This is a genomic window from Microbulbifer mixtoriginis (SeqCode) (assembly GCF_052466715.1).
In genome coordinates, this window is sequence record NZ_CP174288.1 from 2,784,756 (window position 1) to 2,803,880 (window position 19,125).

At 50.5% G+C, this 19,125-nt stretch carries 15 protein-coding genes; 5 read left to right on the forward strand and 10 right to left on the reverse strand.

Translation table 11 applies throughout. The features are described from left to right. Positions 1-90 precede the first annotated feature (90 nt). The 9 genes from ACJJH9_RS12370 to ACJJH9_RS12410 form a co-directional block, all read right to left on the reverse strand. Positions 91-3,615, reverse strand: coding sequence for an amino acid adenylation domain-containing protein (locus tag ACJJH9_RS12370; protein ID WP_444922958.1), 3,525 nt, complete (start codon positions 3,613-3,615; stop codon positions 91-93). 782 nt (positions 3,616-4,397) lie between these two features. Beyond that, positions 4,398-5,414, reverse strand: coding sequence for an NADPH-dependent aldehyde reductase Ahr (ahr, locus tag ACJJH9_RS12375; RefSeq protein ID WP_444902678.1), 1,017 nt, complete (start codon positions 5,412-5,414; stop codon positions 4,398-4,400). Positions 5,415-5,588: 174 nt separating this feature from the next. After that, positions 5,589-5,984, reverse strand: a complete 396-nt coding sequence (locus tag ACJJH9_RS12380; protein WP_252082282.1) for a YMGG-like glycine zipper-containing protein — start codon at positions 5,982-5,984, stop codon at positions 5,589-5,591. A 304-nt stretch (positions 5,985-6,288) separates the two neighbouring features. Next, positions 6,289-6,795 carry a DUF2878 domain-containing protein gene (locus tag ACJJH9_RS12385; RefSeq protein ID WP_444884339.1) on the reverse strand — a complete coding sequence of 169 codons (507 nt, stop codon included), beginning with the start codon at positions 6,793-6,795 and terminating at the stop codon, positions 6,289-6,291. A 1-nt stretch (position 6,796) separates the two neighbouring features. Further along, entirely contained in the window at positions 6,797-8,050 is a 1,254-nt protein-coding gene (locus tag ACJJH9_RS12390) for a class I SAM-dependent methyltransferase (RefSeq protein ID WP_444922959.1), read from the reverse strand. Next, positions 8,047-8,877, reverse strand: coding sequence for a DUF1365 domain-containing protein (locus tag ACJJH9_RS12395; RefSeq protein ID WP_444922960.1), 831 nt, complete (start codon positions 8,875-8,877; stop codon positions 8,047-8,049). The genes ACJJH9_RS12390 and ACJJH9_RS12395 overlap by 4 nt, the downstream gene beginning before the upstream one ends. Next, on the reverse strand, positions 8,874-10,127 hold the full coding sequence (locus ACJJH9_RS12400; protein WP_444922961.1) for an NAD(P)/FAD-dependent oxidoreductase: 1,254 nt from the start codon (positions 10,125-10,127) through the stop codon (positions 8,874-8,876). The genes ACJJH9_RS12395 and ACJJH9_RS12400 overlap by 4 nt, the downstream gene beginning before the upstream one ends. Continuing rightward, entirely contained in the window at positions 10,127-10,903 is a 777-nt protein-coding gene (locus tag ACJJH9_RS12405; protein WP_444922962.1) for an SDR family NAD(P)-dependent oxidoreductase, read from the reverse strand. Before ACJJH9_RS12405 ends, ACJJH9_RS12400 begins: the two co-directional genes overlap by 1 nt. 3 nt (positions 10,904-10,906) lie before the next feature. After that, positions 10,907-11,338, reverse strand: a complete 432-nt coding sequence (locus tag ACJJH9_RS12410; protein WP_252082292.1) for a nuclear transport factor 2 family protein — start codon at positions 11,336-11,338, stop codon at positions 10,907-10,909. 147 nt (positions 11,339-11,485) lie between these two features. Between ACJJH9_RS12410 and ACJJH9_RS12415 the strand changes: the two genes are divergently transcribed. Then, complete coding sequence (locus tag ACJJH9_RS12415) at positions 11,486-12,103, forward strand: sigma-70 family RNA polymerase sigma factor (protein ID WP_252082293.1); 618 nt, start codon at positions 11,486-11,488, stop codon at positions 12,101-12,103. A gap of 7 nt (positions 12,104-12,110) precedes the next feature. Then, positions 12,111-12,794: a ChrR family anti-sigma-E factor gene (locus ACJJH9_RS12420; protein ID WP_444922963.1), complete on the forward strand. Its 684-nt coding sequence runs from the start codon at positions 12,111-12,113 to the stop codon at positions 12,792-12,794. 112 nt (positions 12,795-12,906) lie between these two features. Here the strand turns inward: ACJJH9_RS12420 and ACJJH9_RS12425 are convergent, their stop codons facing one another. Beyond that, entirely contained in the window at positions 12,907-16,419 is a 3,513-nt protein-coding gene (locus tag ACJJH9_RS12425) for an indolepyruvate ferredoxin oxidoreductase family protein (RefSeq protein WP_444922964.1), read from the reverse strand. 569 nt (positions 16,420-16,988) lie between these two features. Here ACJJH9_RS12425 and ACJJH9_RS12430 point away from each other — a divergent pair. The 3 genes from ACJJH9_RS12430 (at position 16,989) to ACJJH9_RS12440 (ending at position 19,074) form a co-directional block, all read left to right on the forward strand. Then, a complete protein-coding gene (locus ACJJH9_RS12430) occupies positions 16,989-17,471 on the forward strand; it encodes an Lrp/AsnC family transcriptional regulator (protein ID WP_152456185.1) in 483 nt (160 codons plus the stop codon). A gap of 253 nt (positions 17,472-17,724) precedes the next feature. Beyond that, complete coding sequence (locus tag ACJJH9_RS12435; RefSeq protein WP_444886655.1) at positions 17,725-18,165, forward strand: hypothetical protein; 441 nt, start codon at positions 17,725-17,727, stop codon at positions 18,163-18,165. A gap of 126 nt (positions 18,166-18,291) precedes the next feature. After that, a complete protein-coding gene (locus tag ACJJH9_RS12440; protein ID WP_444902686.1) occupies positions 18,292-19,074 on the forward strand; it encodes an alpha/beta fold hydrolase in 783 nt (260 codons plus the stop codon). Positions 19,075-19,125: the final 51 nt, after the last annotated feature.

Genomic DNA, 19,125 nt, shown 5'->3' on the forward strand with positions numbered 1-19,125 from the left:
CCATCTTAATTTGGATAGAGGCCCCGCAGCATTTACCTAGGGGCCAAACATCTAGAGCCTTTTTGGCGCTAAGTTATTTCTTCACCTCAACTAGCAAACGGCTTGCTCGCGGCGCAACTCACTGCGCGTCGACTCTTTAGAGCCTCGCCGCAGATCAACCATGCGCGCGATAAACCAAATAAACACTTCCAATTGGCCATTTAACACACAGCATCCTTCGCAGATACTCTTAAGCAGACTTTGTACATCGGAGGAGTGCAAGGCGGAAACAGCACCGCTGCTTTTAAGAAGTATTGAACACCTGGGCAGACCGGTAATTTCATGATCGCTCAAAGTGATATTGCCGTCGTAATACAAAATTCTTACTGGCTCTGACTGGTCAGAAACACGAATGGATAAAGACAAGTTTGGCGTTGGACCAGAGCGCTTGGCCAGTGATCGTTTAAGATAGCTGGAAAAACTATGAGCCCAATCTTCTACTTCGGACTGTGCAGAGTTTGAATCCATCGATTGCTCTTTACTAGCCATCAATGAGCCATCAACTTCCCGCTCCGCCTCAATCAAAGCTTCAACAGTTTTATCGACATCCTCTTTCGTGTGGGCTGCCGAGCAAATAAGTCGGAGTCGGCCACGCCCACTCTCCACTATGGGATAGGTAACCGCTGATGTCTGAACACCGCGTTTATATAATTCCTGTACTATCGCAAACAGCTTGTCTTTGTTACTAAAGTGCGGCGTGACAATAGGCCCATCCCCTGTTCCCAAATCATAGCCAGCTTGTTCGAAGCGCTGCCGCATATAGCGTGTCGTATCCCAGAGCCGCTCCCGTAAACCATCATCAGTACTGAGCCTGCGCAAAGCAGTCAATGCCGCGGCAATATCTGCAGGACTGATCGAAGCCTGGAAAATGTAAGCTCTGGATGATGATCTCAAAAGATCTACATATTCTTCCTTCGCCGCAATAACGCCACCGAGGCTACCAAGTGCCTTACTGAGCGTTGTCATAATAAAGTCTACTTGATCGGTAACTCCCTGAGCGGCACAAATGCCCGCGCCACTTTCACCATAAAAACCGAAAGAATGTGCCTCATCTACCAAGACAAGCGCGTCATATTTCTTGGCCGCGCGGACAATTTTGTCTACCGGTGCGGCGCCCTCTCCCATGCTGTATACGCCCTCCAGAACAACCAGGGCCGTTCGGTATGGGGATACCTCCGACTCAAGCACAGACTCCAGGTCGGCAACATCATTATGTTTAAAGGTCCTTATCGTGGCACCACAAAGACGAGCACCATCCACAATAGATGCATGACAAAGCTGGTCGATAACCACTACATCGTCTTTACCAAGAAGCCCTGCAACCACTCCAACATTAGCGGTATAACCTGTTGGGAACAGGCAAGCGCTCGGCTTTCCGACCAGCTGTGCAAACTCGGTCTCGAACTCCAGGTGAAGATCTGTAAGGCCTGATGCTGCCGCAGAGGTCCCCATACCAGTACCAAATTTCGCTACTGCGGAAGCGGCCTCCTGCATAACTTTCTTATCTCGGTTCAGGCCAAGATATAGATTGGTGGTCCAGATTATTGCTTCCTGTTCTTCATCGTTGTAAACATCACTCACCGTGCCATGAGTGGCGCTACCTGTTCGCAAGACTTTACTGTAAGGATTTCTGCGCTGGTCGTTCACCATATACATGACTTCCTGCACCAGCTTACTCTTATCCAGTGCAGACCAGGACGGCGCTTTTGCAGCCTGGAATGTAGGATGGCTGGACTGGATATGCGATTGGAAGCTGGCAAGTGAATCCGATGCAGTGCGGTTCACTTTTTCATCCGAACCCTTGGCTTCGCCATCACTCAAAGTACCGAGGATGTAGTTCGCTAGGGCATTAGGAGTGGCGTAATTAATAATCGCCTGGGAAGCAACCGAGCGACCCAAGTTGTTGCTCAAACGTCTGGCCAATTCCAGAGTTGTGAGGGAATCGAGGCCGAGACCAGAGAAGGACTGTTCTGGAGATACTTCTTTCGGATCAGGAAAATTCAGGAGAACGGCCACCTCTCTTTGAATAATCGATAATAAGATGGTTTGCTGCTCTGAGCTGGAACCAATCAGGCGCTGCATCAAGTCACTGGAATTACTCACTGTATCAACACTTGATTCCAAACCAGCATAGCCCTCCTCTAGCTCCATAAGCTTTTTGCGATCGAGCTTATCGTTGGGGAGCATAGGTAATACCTCTAGGTGCCTCACAATTTGCGGGACCATATATTTTGGAAGTCGCTGTGCCAGGAACTCTTTAACGCCTGTATCTGTTACCGTTTTATCCTGGTTAACAATATAGACCGCGAGCATTTTCTGGCCAATACCACCATCTACAGCGGCCGCTGCAGCAGCATCAATACCCGGCATAGTCTCAAGCGTCGACTCTATCTCCCCAAGCTCAATGCGGAACCCCCTGACCTTAACCTGCTGGTCGATTCGGCCAAGAAATTCGATCTCTCCATTTTCCGCCCACTGACACAGGTCCCCAGTTTTATATAAGCGGCTATCTTGGATAAGGTCACTAGATTCTATTTCGATGAAACGTTCTATAGTGAGGGCTTCGTCATATAAATAACCTCTTGCCAGCTTACCTCCTGCAAGATACAACTCACCGGCTTCTCCTGAAGAAACGGGTTGCATGGACTCATTTAAAATATAGGCACTGGAGCCTGGTACTGATTTTCCAATTGTGATCGACTTAGTGCCAGGCTTAATTTCGGCAATGGTCGAGTACACGGTATCTTCGGTAGGACCATAGGCGTTAAACAACCGCAGCCCTGGCCTCAAGGTATAAACTTGATCAACCAGAGACCGCTTTAATGCCTCTCCACCAAATACAAGACACTGAAGTCCAGCTGGCAACTTCTCGGAAGCTAATAATGTCTGCATTGCGGAGGCGACAGATACGCAAGTTCTGACTTGATCTGCTGCCGGGTGGTTTGGTAATTCCAGAATATTCTTACCCAGTATTACTGTGCCCCCAAGTGACAAGGTACCGAAGATTTCCATTACAGAAGTATCGAAACAGATTGAGGCCCCAGCAAAGACCCCCCGGAGTTCTTCCTCACTGAACAATTCATCCATAGAGTGGCACATGGCCACAATACACCGATGCTCAACCGCAACACCTTTTGGCTTGCCGGTAGAACCAGAGGTATAGATCACATAGGCCAGGTCACTGGCTGATGGTCCCGCAGAATCAGCTGAAAATTCTTTGTCTTGATCACTCACTCTGTTGAGCCAGATTAATTCGCCCGCTTCGCGACATAGGTCCGCAGAGCTATCACTATCCACGATAGCTGCCACAGCACCTGAATGTTCCAGCATGTAACCCACACGATCTTGAGGGTAAGCTGGGTCCAAAGGTACATAGGCACACCCTGCTCGCATTACGCCAATTAAAGTTGCCACAAGCTCCCAGGAGCGCTTCATACATACCCCCACCAAGGCGCCGGGTTGAATATCCCGGCGCTCAAGCTCCGCCGCAATCGCGCCGGCCCGCTGCAGCAGGCACTCGTAGCTCACTCTGACCTCCCCATCAATAATCGCTATGCGATGAGGAGCTGCTTTCATTTGCTGTGCAATCAAGTGGCAGATTGAAATATTGAACTGGGATCTTATTTTGGAGTTTTTAACTGGACTACTCACAGAATCTTACCTTTTATCTTTATTAAAGATCTGGAAATTAACTTTCAATGCAAATTAATGTATTTCAAACTTGGTCAAGTTTCTTACTTTTTAGAGCTCCTCTAAATTTAAAACCAAACACACAAGTACAAATATTTATTTGACCCTTACAAAAAGTGTAACACTCAAACTGATACTAAACTCTCTATTTAGAGAAGTTTTTAGCTTACACCAAAGCTTCATCTTTTAAATAAGTACCTCCAAGAACTCTAAACCAACAAACAAACGCTACGCAGACAAAAGCTCTAGCAAGTAAATTGTTGAGTTATCTTTCAGGGAAAAACTTGATAAACAAGCACCTAAAACCCTTCCCTCGCAACCCTGCAGCTCAACCTTAATATAACCATCTTATATTTATTTTTTATTGCCAAAGAAATCTATACGACTGCACCCACAGTTAAAAATTCACAAAAAAATGATTCCCTCTCATTGAGCATCCAAATAAATGGTACATGCATGCCTACCTGCATTTCGAAAATGTTCACAGAGAGGGATAACAACCATAAAAAAGGCACCTTAAGTGCCATCAAGATTAAGCGGCTTATTTACAACTTACTAAGAACAGATAAAGAAAATAAAGTCAGACCCTGCATATCGAAAAGTTTGAGAAGATCGCCATTGACCGCAATACCCTGCTGTTGACCCTAATAGCACCCCAATCCCTCCTATTACTCCCTGGACAGCACGATACGATACTTCGGATTGCCCGATTTCAAATGCTTAAAAGCTTCTTCTATCTGGCTCATAGGATAAATTTCCACCTGCGGCCTGATCTGATGGTGTGCGACAAAGTCGAGCATCGTTTCAATGGCTGCAGGGCTACCCACTGGAGAAGCGGAGATATCACGCTGGCCAAATATCATGGGGAAGAGGGTAAACTGGATTGGATCCACAACAGCACCGACAAAATGCAGGCGCCCTTTTGGTTTTAAAGCCTGAATATATAAATCCCAATCCAGATTGACATTGACCGTGGAGATTATGAAATCGAAACTCATGGAGGCTGATTTAATTTCCTCCGGATCACGTGAATTCAATGTCTTGTGAGCACCGAGAGACAAAGCTTCGGTGCGCTTATGCTCACTGGAAGTAAATGCCGTTACCTCACAACCCCAGGCATTCAAAAACATCAAGGCCAAATGCCCCAGGCCTCCTATACCAATCACCCCCACTTTAGCCGTCGGTTGAATATCAAACTGTATCAGAGGGTTAAATACCGTAATGCCGCCACACAGGAGAGGCCCAGCCGAAACTAGGTCTACTCCCTCTGGAATAACCACCAAGCTACCCATATCTGCACGAACTTTATCGGCAAAGCCCCCGCCGGTAAGAGTGGTAAAGCGAGCTTCGGCACACAAATTTTGATCGCCCCGCCGGCAGTAGTGGCAGGTCTCACAATAGCCGGAATTCCAACCCAGGCCGACAACCGTACCGGGCTTAAAGTGCCCGGCCTGCTCTCCCGCAGCCAACACCCGTCCAATCACTTCATGACCCGCAACTATGGGGAACTTGGACACCCCCCACTCATCCTCAATCATGCTGAGATCACTGTGGCAAATACCACAGTAGAGCACCTCCAACTCCACCTCTGTTGCTCCCAGATCCCCCACTTCTATCTGATACGGTTTAAAGGGCCCGCCGGCTTGCATAACCCCATAGGCATTGATGGTAGTCCCACTGGTCATAACCTACTCCCGTGGTATTCACTGAAGATCAACCCTGTGCATTCGGCCTAAAAAGCCGCGGCTAAGAAGAGTGAAAAAAAAGAGCCGGGGGTTTCCCGGCCCAAGCCAAGTCCTGTGAGGTTGCCGAATATCAGAGGACCCACGAGAAAACCTGGCTAACTCCTGTGAGGGGAATTAATTGAGCACGCGATATCCGCGCCCGCGCAGACAGTTCTTGATAATCTGCTGGGCTTCTGCACCGGCACTGCCAGCACCAGAGAGGCCACCCACCAGAGCGCCCGCTCCAGCACCTGCCGCCGCTGCGCGACTGCTATCACCAACAATAGCGCCCAGCGCGCCGCCCACTACAGCTCCGCCCGCAGCACCGGTTAACCCCCGGCGCCCCTGGTCGCTGTAGGTGGAATAAGCAATCCCCTTACACTCAGAGAGGTCGATTTGATACTGGTTCATATTGACGCCCCAGGTATCAATCACAATGCCACCGGCACCAGGTACCTGTTCCGGTTGAGCAGCACAGCCAGCTAATAGAGCTATGCAAAATCCTGCAGTTGCGCTAATACCAGTTTTCATCGGTCACCTCTTACAGCCTGAGCCTAGAGATTGCGTATATGTCACGCTTTTCATCTTTAGGTTTAGCTGTTGGTTGAAGATGGCGCCAGTCGACAGTGAGAAAAAGCGAAGAAAAGAGTGACCAAATAGCCTAACAATCGGAATTTGATATGGCTTTCGAACCTGCCAAAGCCATTGTGATTGCCTGGAGGAAAAAGTTAAGAGGTCTTTAGGGAGTCTTCAAGGAAAGGGGCCTACCTGCCAAGCAAAAGCTTAAAAACAAGCTTTCACATAAAAATTCACCCGTGAACAGAGATAAAACTCTTTACCGATAAGCGGGATTAATAGCGCGAGCCAAGTAACTAAATCCCGGCAATATCAATGCCCAAATTAGAGACAGGATCATCAGTGATTGCCACAGGGGCTGACCCAGCTCTACGGTGCCATTCAGAAAAGCGCCGGTGTAATAGCTAAAAGGACCAAAAAAACCACCCAGCAACACTGCCAACCACAAATTACGCTGCAAAAACACCAAGCTGTAACGCAATGTCATCGCAAAGTTCAACCATAAACACACCAGCCAGATGGGTGGCCAAGAAATACCGCTGAGATTTTGCAAGACACCTAAATGGAATAGAATGGAATCCACCCCCACACCAAATAGAAAAACCCCCCCCAACCACAAAGGCTCCCTACGCAGGTTTGCCACAAAAGTTAAGTGGATGAACAAATTGATCAAGGTAAAGGGCACTACAATCCAGGGGCGTGCGACAATCACACAGAGAGGCCAGGCAATATCAAATAATAAAGCGTTGACTATCAACCGCCACATATCAGCCGATAAGAGCGCGCGGCTTGGCGAAGACGAACTGAGCAGTACTAATCACCCGCTGCATAAAGCCACCCTCGCAGTAACACAAATAGAATTCCCACATGCGGATAAAGCGATCGTCAAAGCCCAAATTGCGCACTTGCGGCAGCTGATTCAAAAATGCTTTGCGCCAATGTTGCAAGGTACGCGCATAGTCTGCAGTAATATCCTCTAACCCCACAATCTGCATATCGGTAGCAGTGGCAATCTGCTGAGCAATCACTTGATTGGATGGCAGACAGCCGCCGGGAAAAATATAGTGCTGGATAAAATCAATATCTTTGCGATATTGATGGTAGCGTTGATCCGAAATGGTAATGGCCTGCATCAACATCAGGCCATCCTCTTTAAGCAGGCGCCCACAAATTGAGAAAAATTTGTGGTGGTATTCGTGCCCTACTGCCTCAACCATTTCAATAGAGACCAGTTTATCAAAGCGTCCCTCTAAATCCCGGTAGTCCTGTAGCAGCACGTGTACTTTATCTTGCAGTCCTTCACGCTCCACCCATTGGCGAGCGTATTGATATTGTTTTTCAGAAATAGTCGCAGTGGTTACCTGGCAGCCGTAGTGTTTTGCCGCATAAATGGCCATGCCCCCCCAACCAGTGCCTATTTCCAGCAAGTGGTCGCCGGGCTTTAATTGCAGTTTTTGGCAAATATGCTCCATTTTATGGATGGAAGCCTGGTACAAGGTTGTCTGCTCTGAGGGAAATATCGCCGAGGAGTAGAGCATGGTTTTATCGAGGAATAACTGAAAAAAATCATTTCCCTGATCGTAATGTGCAGCAATGTTTTTGCGTGAGCCACTGCGGTTGTTACTGTTGAGACAATGCAGGACACGCAGCAGCACACGGGGCAATTTACTCCAGCGGCTATCCATACTTTCAATCAGGGACATATTGTCAACCATCAGGCGAATGACATCCAATAAGCACGGGGAGTCCCAAACCTTTTCCATATAGGCTTCACCGGAACCAATAGTGCCGTTTAACAATACCTGTACATAGGCAATGGGATCCCGCACACGAATATGCGCCCGAACTTTTGCCTGTTCAATTGGTTGACCAAAACGGTAATGGCTATCCCCTTCTTCAATCAATAGATGGCCGCGCTCTATCACTTGCATCTTGCCCAAAACCAGCTTGCGGGCGAGCCTGATCAACCAGGACTGGCTCTCTCCTTCGACAATAACCTGTGAAGATTCTTTTGCATTCATAAACGCTTCTCCCCTCCCTGGACTTCACCCCTGCCACCGGGATGGGCATAGACAGGTGTGCGCTTGAACCATAATTTCAGCGCCTGCCAATAAATTGTGGCAATCACTTTTACGGTCATAAATGGATACTGGATCAGGATACGATTTAGCAGGTCACCACTCAGCTCACTGCGGCGCAGACTGAGAATGGCATCAAATAAGGGGCGCTCTTCCTGCTCCTCATCGCTTAAATCAAAATTCTGTAAATAAGCGGTTAGGCGATCGCCGGGAGTAATACTTCTCCAGCGATATCCCTGGGAAATCGGCATAAATGGGGAGACGTGAAAAGTCTTTGCAAAAGCTACTTTCTGTACACGAGCCCCAGAGCGGCAATCGAGTACATAGCTATGACGCTCCTTCCAGGGAGTATTATGAACATCCAGTAATAGCCAATGCACTTCCCTGCCCTCGGCATCAAAACAGTAATAAATACTGATGGGATTCATGTTATAGCCAAAGTAGCGCCAATTAGCGAGCACGCGTATGGGCCCTTGCGGGCGCTCTCCTGCAACCCGCTCAACCCTGAGACATACAGCCTCTTCGACACTGAGTTCTGGATCGCCAAAAAAATCCTCGCGACGAAATCGAGCCGGTGCCCAGGGCTTTTTGGACCACCAGCGCGATAACGAGCAAAAATCATCCAGCTCCGCCAAGTCTAAATAAACCATAAACACTTTGTAGCGGAACTGATTTTGGCTTGGTGCAAAACGACGATGCTGAACCCAGCCAGTATAAATAGCGCTCTTCATGGCCGCGCCCGCAACGATAGCCTTTGGCTTTTCCTTCACCAATCAACCCCAAGCCCTTTGGCAACCCGCAGCGCGCTACATACCCCATCTTCATGAAAGCCGTTGGCCCAGTAAGCGCCACAAAACCAGGTACGATTCACTCCGTTTATCCTCTCCCACTGCTGTTGGGCACGATTACCCGCCACAGAAAACTGGGGATGCGCGTATTCAAAGCGAGCGAGAATTTTTTTGGGGTTGATACGCTCCTCAGCATTCAGGGTGACACAATAGGTTTTATCCGTTGCCAATCCCTGCAGGATATTCATGTTGTAAGTGAGTACCGGCAGCTCATCGCTTTCGGCACGCAAGCGGTAATTCCAGCTGGACCAACTGCGCCTGTGCTGTGGTAATAAAGTGGAATCGGTATGTAGAGCCACACTATTACACGCGTAAGGGATGGCACTGAGCAGTTGTCGCTCCAGATTAGAGGTATCTTTAAGGCATTCCAGCGCTTGATCCGAGTGGCAGGCAAGGATTACCTGATCAAACGTCAGCTGCTCCCCCTTACTGGTCACTAGCTCTACGCTTTGCTCCTTGCGCCAGAGGGATTTCACTTTAGTGGAGAGCCGAATCCTGTCGGCATAGGGCGCACTCAGCGCAGGAATATAAGAGCGAGAGCCCCCTTTAATCACGCGCCACTGTGGCCGCCGCAGCAGATTGAGCAGCCCGTGATTGAAAAAGAAGCGCACAAAAAAGCTCACCGAGAATTCCAGCATCTGCGACACACTGGCCGACCAAATTGCCGAACCCATGGGCACCAGATAACGGTTGGCAAATTCGGCCGAATAGCCATTTGCCGGTAAATACTCACCCAGGGTCAGGCCCTCGTGAAGACGCCCCTCGCGCCAATCTCGCATAGCAGTGCGATTAAACCGCACTATATCCCATAACATGCGCCAGTGGCCGGCACTGAGAAGATTGGAGCGCTGGGAAAATAATGTATTGAGATTGTTGCCGGCATACTCATAGCCCTCCCGATCACAGCGCACACTGAAACCCATAGAGGTTGGCTGGGATTCGACACCCAGCTCATTGAGTAAACGAATAAAGTTCGGGTAGGTCCAGTCGTTATACACGATAAAGCCGGTATCAATAGCCAGGGTTCGTTTGCCTTCTTCCTCTACATCAATAGTCGCAGTATGTCCCCCCAGGCGGTCCTGTGATTCAAACAAGGTAATCTCATGCTTGCGACTCAAAAGATAAGCCGCCGTCATGCCGGCAATTCCACTCCCGACGATGGCAATACGCATCAACTCTTCCTTAAGGTACGAATCCTACTTATTTTTGGTGTGCAAAAACGAAACCAAAGAGAACGGAAAAATCCGAGAAAACGCAGTGGCAGGCTCAAGCGCAAAGGAAAATCGATTATGGATTTTCTGCGAGCCAACCCCACCTCAATATACTCCGCTGCTTGCTCCGCGCTAATCAAAAAAGGCATGTCAAAGTCGTTCTGTGCGGTAAGCGGGGTGTCGACAAAACCAGGGCGGATCAACACGACCTTGAGGTTGGTATGACAGACATCCCCACGTACCGATGCCAGAAAATAATCCAGCGCGGCTTTGGAGCTGCCATAAGCCTCTGCCCTGGGAAATGGCACTAGCGAAGATAAGCTGCCCAATGCGGCAAAAACCGGAGAAGCACTGACAGCCAGCAGCGGTAAAGCACAATGCAATGTATTCACTACACCAAAGAAATTGGCATCAAAAACCCGCCGGTACATTGTGGTTTCAAGCTGTAAATCATCGTCGTACTCACAAGTGCCAGCACACGCAATTACCGTATCCAGATGATCGGTTAAATCCTTTAGGCGCTCGAAGGTAGAGGCCATACCGCTGTCGTCGGCCACATCGCAGTCGAGTATGCGAATATGTGTGGGAGCGAGCTGTTGCAGCTCTTCTAGCGCTTCACGCCGGCGCCCACTGGCAATTACAAAGTTATTATGCTCGGCAAGGCGCAAGACCAGGGCGCGGCCAATGCCGGAACTGGCTCCAGTAACCCATAGTGTCCTGTTGCGAATCTCCGTCACCAGTCAGCCCCGCTCCAGACGCAACTTAATCCTGCGCAACAGGGAGCCCAGCAGGGGCACCTGCTCGTACACCATTGCCCCCATGTCATAGAAATCTTCGTGATAAAACACTTTGTCGGAAAAGCGCACCAAACTACAACCGCGTAAACGCAGCGGCCGGCCGCCCTTCAAAGACTGGTGTGCATAGTGCATATACCAGGGCAGGCAGGCACTATCACGGGTAATGGAAGCCTCCTCAAAGCGAAAGCGACACTGGGTAAGGCCGTGGCTCATATCAGAGAAATAGGCCTTGAGGGCGGGGAGCCCCTCGATTCGGTGCAGAGGATCGCGAAACACAATTTTGTCACTGTACATATTTGACAGTTCCGCCGGATCTCTAACCAAAAAATCCCGATAATAAGACTGGACTTCTTTTACCAATGTGCGGCTGCTCATTTTCCCTTCCACTGTATTCCGCGGCGCTACCCCTCTGATTTACGTTAGCCTGCCAATGGCAGATCACAGCGCCAAAATAAAAATAACCCAATCCATTTAGTGCGCAGATGCGTAGTAAGGATCGACACAACATTAGAGAGCGCTAATATGGCGCATAGGCAAAGACAAAACGGCAATGGAATTGCGGTGAAAGCTTCCCAGGACTACAAGGATGACTGGAGCAGGCTGCTAACGCAGGTTGGCGCTCAGCGCGACCGCCAAGCGTTTGAGCGTGTTTTCCGACATTTTGCCCCGCTCATTAAGGGCTTCCACCACAGCCGCAGTACCCAGGCCCTCAACGCCGAAGCGGCCGATGAACTGGTGCAGGAAGTTATGCTCAAGGTATGGCACAAAGCCCCCCGCTTTGACCAGGGCAAGGCCTCGGCCAGCACTTGGATATTCACTATTATGCGCAATTGCCGTATTGACATGCTGCGCCGCAACCAGCGCCATCAAAATCGCGACAACGATGTTGATGTGGCCGATATTTGGGATGAGAACCTGGAAAGCCAGCCGCTGCTGTTCTTACAACACAAGCGCAACGAGCGCGATATTGCCGATGGCCTCAGCGCCCTACCCGCTGAGCAGTGCCACATTTTGGAAAAGGCTTATATGGAAGGAAAATCCCACAGCGAGATCTCCGAAGAATTACGCCTCCCCTTGGGCACGGTCAAATCCAGGGTGCGCCTGGCCATGAAGAAATTGCAAGCTCGGTTCGTCAGGTAAACGTCCAATGATTCGCCATCACCCGGATGAAAACCTTCTGTTGGAATACGCCTCAGGCAGCTTGGCCAGGGGCCCCAGCCTGGTTGTTGCAGCCCATGTGCAGATGTGTGCTGATTGCCGATCCCAGTTGCATACCCTGAACAATCTCGGTGGCTCCCTCCTAAATGGGAGCCCGGCGCAGCCATTGCAAGCCAACGCCTTCGAGCGCCTGATGGAACGCATCAGCCAGATTCCGGAGAAAATCCTCCACAAAAGTGAAGAAAGCTCCACCCCGGCCCCAGTCAGCAGGGAACCGGCTATGGACCACTTACCCAAAGTGTTAAATAAATTATTGGCCAGCAATCCAAACAGGCGCTGGAAGACCCTGACTCGCAACCTACAAATATGCCGGCTCAAGTCTGGACAGAGAAAGTATGAAGTGGCTTTTCACAGCCTGCGCAGCGGCAGCGGACTACCGAAACACGATCACCGCGGGCGGGAATTCGCCCTGGTACTGCACGGCAGCTTTTCCGATCACAACGGTATCTATGGGCGGGGGGATTTCGTCCTGCGCGAGCCGGGGCAGGTACACAGGCCCATCGCCACTCAGGACATGGACTGCCTGTGTTTTTCCGCAGTAGAAGCTCCGGTTTCACTCACTGGAGTCCGCGGTCTGTTTCTCAACCCGCTGATCCCCTTTCGGCCGGGTTAGACCCGATAGATTTTGCCTCCAGGTACACGGTAAGAAATATCACTGGCGTCCCTGCCATACATCCATTCCTTACTTATTTCCGATGCACTCTTTCCGTTGCTTACCCAGGGGCTCAGGAAACCGCCACCGGCGCCTGCTCCTTGTTCCCCGCGGTAAACTGGGTGAATAACTGCTGCCAGCGCTCCTGTACCTGGGCAAATTTCTGCTCACGCACATGCCCGTAACCGCGCACTTGCATAGGAGTTGCCAGCAATTCCTGGGCTTCGGCAAGATTGTCAGCGCTTAGCTGAGCCGCCACCGACTTCACCGCCTGTGCCACCTGGCGCGCCCAGTCCCGTTCGGCGCGGCGCTCTTCGGTGTAGCCAAACACATCCAGCACGGAACCACGCAACGCTTTACCACGCGCCAACAATGGCATTAAGCGGCCCATCCAAGGGCCAAACTGCATCTTGCGCACCCGGCCACTGGCATCGGGGCGTGCCAGCAATGGCGGGGCCATATGGAACTTGAGGGAATAATCACCGCTAAAAGTCTCGCGCAACTGACGCTGGAAATCCTCGCCGCTGTACAGGCGCGCTACCTCGTACTCATCCTTATAGGCCATGGCTTTGAACAAGCTGTTGGCTGCAGTGCGGGTCAATTCCCCCGTCGTGCCGGCAAGAGCCAGCTCCGCTCGGTATAAATGCTCGATACCCTGTGTGAACTGGTGAGCGTAAGCGGCATTTTGATATTCAACCAGCTCGCGGCTCAAACGCGCGATCAATTGCTCCACAGATTCCTGCGGCTCGATCATTTTTACGAGCTGCGCCGGTACCGCCAGCTTTTCTATCGCCCTCGGATCCGTCGCCAACAAGCGCCCTGCACGGAATGCGCGAAGGTTATTTTCCACCGCCACACCATTCAGTTCGATGGCCCGCTCCAGTGCCGCCTCACCAATTGGCAGCAGTCCCTTCTGACAGGCGAAGCCCATAATCATCAGGTTGCTGGCAACCGTATCGCCAAACAGTGCCTGTGCGTACTTATTCGCATCGAAGGCGAAATACTCGGCACAAAGGGACTCAATACTCTGTTGGGTGGCATCCGCCGGGAAAGCTAGTTCGTTGTCTCGCACAAAGGCCGCCACCGGCACCTCGGCCGTATTCACCAGCGCACGCATTTTGCCCGTGGCAAATTTCGGGCGCTGGCCCGCAGCGGTGACCATATCGCAACCGAGCAGCAGCTCAGCGGCGCCATCGCGGATACGCGCAGTAGTAATGGCTTCCGGGCGTGCACCCACTTTTACGTGGGCGACCACCGCACCATTTTTCTGTGATAGGCCGGTGAAATACAGCGTGGTACTGCCCTTGTCTTCCAGGTGCGCGGCCATACCCAAAAGTGCCGCCACAGTGAGTACACCGCTGCCGCCGATGCCGGCCACCAAGATGCTAATAGGTTGTTCCAGGGCTGCCACCGGCGCTGGCGGCAAATCGACAATGGCAGAATCCAGGGACTCGGCCAGAGACTGAACCGGCGGTTTTTTCAGCTCACCACCCTCGATGGTGACAAAACTGGGACAGAAGCCATCGGCACAGCGCATATCTTTGTTACAGCTGGACTGATTGATCTGACGCTTGCGGCCATAGGGGGTTTCCAGGGGCTCCACGGCGATACAGCTCGACTGCACACTACAATCACCACAACCCTCGCACACGCGCTGGTTAATCAGCAGGCGCTTGGGCGGATCCACCATCAGTTTTTTCTTGCGGCGCCGGCGTTTTTCTGCGGCGCACACCTGCTCGTAAATAATGGCGGTGACACCCGGCGTTTCACGCAGACGGCGCTGGACGGCATCCAGCTCTGAGCGGTCTAACACTTCCACTTTCGCCGGCAACTGGCCGCGGTGCTGATGCCAGTGATCGGGGTTTTCACTGAGCAGAACCACCACCCCAACGCCTTCTGCCAGCAGCTGCGCGGCCAGACTTGGAGCGTTTACCTCGCCATCGGCAGGCTGGCCACCGGTCATAGCCACCGCATCGTTGAGAAGGATTTTGTAAGTGATATTGACCTTACTGGCGACTGCCTGGCGAATCGCCAATAAACCGGAGTGGTTATAGGTACCATCTCCCATATTTTGGAAAATATGCTCGGCATTCGAGAAGCGGTGCAACCCCACCCAATGGGCGCCTTCACCGCCCATATGGGAGTAAGTATCGGTGCGCAGCCCCTTGCCCAGCGCCATGATATGACAGCCAATGCCGGCGCTGCCGAGGCTGCCCTCCGGCAGTTTGGTGGAAGTATTGTGGGGGCAGCCAGCGCAGAAAATTGGCTCCCGCGCCAACAGGCCTTGTGCTCGCTGAGGTACATTGCCTCCCAATTTTTCTGCCAGGGGGATCAAACGCTGTGCGAGGTCAGTATCTGCCAGCCAGCGGGTAATCGCCTTGGCCACCTGATCTGGTCCAAAACCCCAGATCGCCGGCAGCAGATCTTCACCATTGAGGTCCTTCTTACCGACCACTTTCGGGCGGCGGTTGTCCTCCCAGCCATACAGTAGGTTCTTCAACTGGTCTTCCACCAGCGGGCGTTTTTCCTCCACCACCAGCAGCCGTTCCATACCGTCGGCAAACTCACTGATACCGCGAGGCTCCAGGGGCCATGACATCGCCACCTTATAAATGGCAATGCCCGCCTGGCGCAGATCTTCCTCGCTCAGGTTGAGCAGTTGTAACGCTTCCAGCAGGTCCCCATGGGCCTTGCCCACAGTCACGATTCCAAAGCGCTTGCGCTCGCTTTCATGCGTTGTTTTATCCAGGCGATTGACATAGGCAAAGGCCTGCGCCGCCGGCAAGCGCTCCTCCAGCATACGGCGCTCGTACTCCAGGCGCTCAGCGGGCCAATTCAGGTGCGGGTCATAATTCAAGCCATGGGCAGGAATGGGGAAGTCCGCCGGAATAGTGAACTGTGGCAAGCTTGGAACCACCAGAGAGGCACCGGCCTCTACCGTTTCGGTAATGGCCTTGAACCCTACCCACAGACCGGAAAAGCGCGACAGTGCAATACCAGCGAGACCGAGAGTGAGATACTCGTCGATACTGGCGGGAAACAGCAACGGCATCATTACCGATTCAAAAATCTGATCGGTGTTGTGGGAAAACATGGAGGACTCAGCGGTGTGGTCATCGCCACACAATGCCAGCACACCGCCGAGTTTGGCGGTGCCCTGGATATTCGCCTGGCGAAATACATCTGCGGTGCGATCCACCCCATGGCCCTTGCCATACCAAATGGAAAAGACCCCATCGCGGGTGGCCTGCTCTCGGTAGTGATCGACTAGCTGGGTACCCCAAATGTTGGTGGCCCCAAGGTCTTCGTTAATACCCGGTTCAAAGTGGATATCGTGCCCAGCGAGTAGCTTCTTATGACGCCAGAGCGCTTGGTCGTAACCGCCGAGAGGGGAGCCCCGATAGCCGGAAATAAAGCCCGCAGTATTCAGGCCAGCCAGCTCATCCATACGTTTCTGCATGAGCGGCAGGCGCACCAGCGCATCAATACCAGTCAGAAAGACTCGGCCAGAATCACGGGTAAATGCGGCTTTGAGAGAATACTCGGTATCAAAGCCCAGTTCCTGATCGCCTTCGACCATTGCCATGGGTACCACCTATTAATTCATTATTGCTTTTCTTTTGCCCGGTTTGATGACGATAGCCACGGTGCCACATTTCTCTCGGCACCTACTGAAACAGCTCAAAGCCAAACCGAAGCATCTGCTTACTAGCCGCTAAAATTAACACCGCCCGGCCGGGCAGGTCATACCAAAATAAGCCTGGCTAGGGCATAATACGGACACAACTCGCTAAAGATCACAAACTACCAGCAACAATTCACTCAAAAAGTCAGTTTTTTAGGGATTCATCGAATAGGCCCTACACGGGGGCGCCACTGTAAGAGACGCAGAATCTACCCCTACACGTAGCCACCTTCCTAGTTTGCAAGTCGGTTACAGGAAAGCTGAGTGAACGAGTAGGTGGTGGCTGGTCACTCAGCACAGATCTAGTGAGCGGATATTGATAACAAAGAATAAACGGTTTCACGGCGCAGTCATAAAACAGGATAATTGCCCAGAAAGGACTCAACCGGGATGTTTTGTCATACCGGCATGGCAGTGAAGCAGCCGGATAATCCGGTGTTCGTTCAGAGAGAAGAGATACGGAAAAAACCATGGCCTATTTACTGGATGCCATCGATAAAAAAATCCTGGAGATCCTCCAGGAGGATGCCACTATTCCCAATATTGAGCTGGCAGAAAAAGTCTGCCTTTCCCCCTCGCCATGCTCGCGGCGGGTCAAAAATCTCAATGAACAGGGATTTATCAAGCGCGCCGTGACCCTTTTGGAGCCCGAAAAAGTAGGCCTTCCAGTTAGTGTCTTTATTCAGGTAACCCTAAACCACCAAGTGAAAAAAGAGCTACAGGATTTTGAATCTGTTATCGGCCAATGGCCGGAGGTTATGGAATGTTACTTAATGACCGGTGACTTCGACTACCTGCTCCGCGTGGTTGTTCCCAACCTACAGGCCTACCAGGAATTTCTCGATAAAAAACTGACGGAGTTACCGGGTATTGATCATATTAAGAGTAGCTTTTCCCTAAAACAGGTACGTTACCGCACTGAATTACCGTTGGATCAGTTGTTGGAAAAATAAATTAGACAGAAATACCCTCCTGCCACTGTCCTGATAAATTTTTAAGGCAATCCTCCAGTTTAAAGCGCCTGAGTTATACCCGGGCGCTCTCGCGATGCAGATCGTTTATTAATCTTGCTCTTGTTAATGGGGCCGATCAGGCTAACTCATTGAGAGACAGACTCTCATAGATCATTGAATTATCAATATACTTGGTCTGGGAAAAGCTATCCGCAAAAAAGAATATGAATAACTGGTGTTTTAAGGGAAGTCATTGAAAGCAATAATCAGAAAGATCTTACTGGCCACGTCAATTGCAGGCGGCTCAATTGGAAGCATTATGGTTGCAGCAGATACCATGATTTCACGAGAATTAACATTCAATAAAGCAATTGGTAGCAGCCTAGTATTTGCCTTTTTTGTATACTCAGTATACGCGGGCATAAAATTTTTGAGATTCCCTTCAAACATTAAGCACCTTGAGCGGGTTTTTATTGCACAGATCCCCTGGATCACATCTCCTATTCTGAGTTTTAAACTTGCCACCGGAGTAGGCGCATCCTTTTTATTGATATATCCACCCTTCAGTGATACATATCGCCTGAGTATCGGTGCTGAATACTCACTCTCCCCATTAAGTGAACAAACTTGGGGGATTGGAGTAAACTTGGCCGCTATCAGCTTCTTGGCCCTTATCAGACTTTACAAAGAGTAAAACCTTAAGGCATAGAAGCGCAAACCCAAGCTATTAGCGCTCTCTAATTCAGAGAGTGAAAAGTTAGAAATAGAAATAAAGTTAGAAATAAAGTTAGAAATAAATAATAAAGCTTATATACCAAAGATGAAGCACTCACTAGAAAAACCTAAAGAAACTGTCCTCTTTCTTCATGGTGCACTTGCCGATGAAAGAATGTGGGAACCACACCATCGTATACTCGCAAAAGAATACAGGGTTGTTTCTCTCACCCAAAGACATTTTGGTGTTGACAATAAAGGCTCGAGTGGAAGTTTTGGCATTGAAACTCATGCCGATGATTTAATTAGTTTCTCAGCCACGCTTGGCGATGGCCCCATTCACTTGATCGCCTGGTCTTATGGTGCTGATGTTGCCTTAAGCGCAGCAATAAAAGCCCCCAAATTGTTCAAAAGCTTATTTATCTATGAGCCTGGCTATCCAGGACATCTGGATGCCAAGAAAATGGAGGCGTTTATGCAGGATGCCGAAGCCATGTTTGGCAAGGTATTCGAAGCGGTTGACAATGGTAAGCTTGAGGAGGCTGTGGCGTTTCTTATTGATGGTTCCGGGAACAGAGCTGGCTATTTCTCTTCACAAGCACCAGTACTTCGGGCCCAGCAACTGGAGAATGCTCACACCCTGCCCTTACAACTCTCTCAAACTGAAAAGCCCTGCCTGGATAAAGAGCACCTGTCGAAAATCCAAATCCCCACTACGATTGGATACGGCAGTAATACCAGAAATCTCTTTCAGATAGTATCCAAATCTGCTGCCAGTCACACTCCTTCATCTAAATTATTGCAAGCGGCTTCAGAAAATCACATGTTGCCAATAGAAAATCCAGAAAAGTTTTGCCTGTATATTAAAGAGCACCTTTCAAAGAATTAACACTCAATCATCAATAAAATAAAAAGGAGTGGTGAAACCACCACTCCTTTT

Coding starts and splice junctions, on each gene's coding strand:
- ACJJH9_RS12370 (WP_444922958.1), bottom strand. CDS start 3,615: ATGAAAGCAGCTCCTCATCGCATAGCGATTATTGATGGGGAGGTCAGA.
- ahr (WP_444902678.1), bottom strand. CDS start 5,414: ATGACCAGTGGGACTACCATCAATGCCTATGGGGTTATGCAAGCCGGC.
- ACJJH9_RS12380 (WP_252082282.1), bottom strand. CDS start 5,984: ATGAAAACTGGTATTAGCGCAACTGCAGGATTTTGCATAGCTCTATTA.
- ACJJH9_RS12385 (WP_444884339.1), bottom strand. CDS start 6,795: ATGTGGCGGTTGATAGTCAACGCTTTATTATTTGATATTGCCTGGCCT.
- ACJJH9_RS12390 (WP_444922959.1), bottom strand. CDS start 8,050: ATGAATGCAAAAGAATCTTCACAGGTTATTGTCGAAGGAGAGAGCCAG.
- ACJJH9_RS12400 (WP_444922961.1), bottom strand. CDS start 10,127: ATGCGTATTGCCATCGTCGGGAGTGGAATTGCCGGCATGACGGCGGCT.
- ACJJH9_RS12410 (WP_252082292.1), bottom strand. CDS start 11,338: ATGAGCAGCCGCACATTGGTAAAAGAAGTCCAGTCTTATTATCGGGAT.
- ACJJH9_RS12415 (WP_252082293.1), top strand. CDS start 11,486: ATGGCGCATAGGCAAAGACAAAACGGCAATGGAATTGCGGTGAAAGCT.
- ACJJH9_RS12420 (WP_444922963.1), top strand. CDS start 12,111: ATGATTCGCCATCACCCGGATGAAAACCTTCTGTTGGAATACGCCTCA.
- ACJJH9_RS12425 (WP_444922964.1), bottom strand. CDS start 16,419: ATGGCAATGGTCGAAGGCGATCAGGAACTGGGCTTTGATACCGAGTAT.
- ACJJH9_RS12430 (WP_152456185.1), top strand. CDS start 16,989: ATGGCCTATTTACTGGATGCCATCGATAAAAAAATCCTGGAGATCCTC.
- ACJJH9_RS12440 (WP_444902686.1), top strand. CDS start 18,292: ATGAAGCACTCACTAGAAAAACCTAAAGAAACTGTCCTCTTTCTTCAT.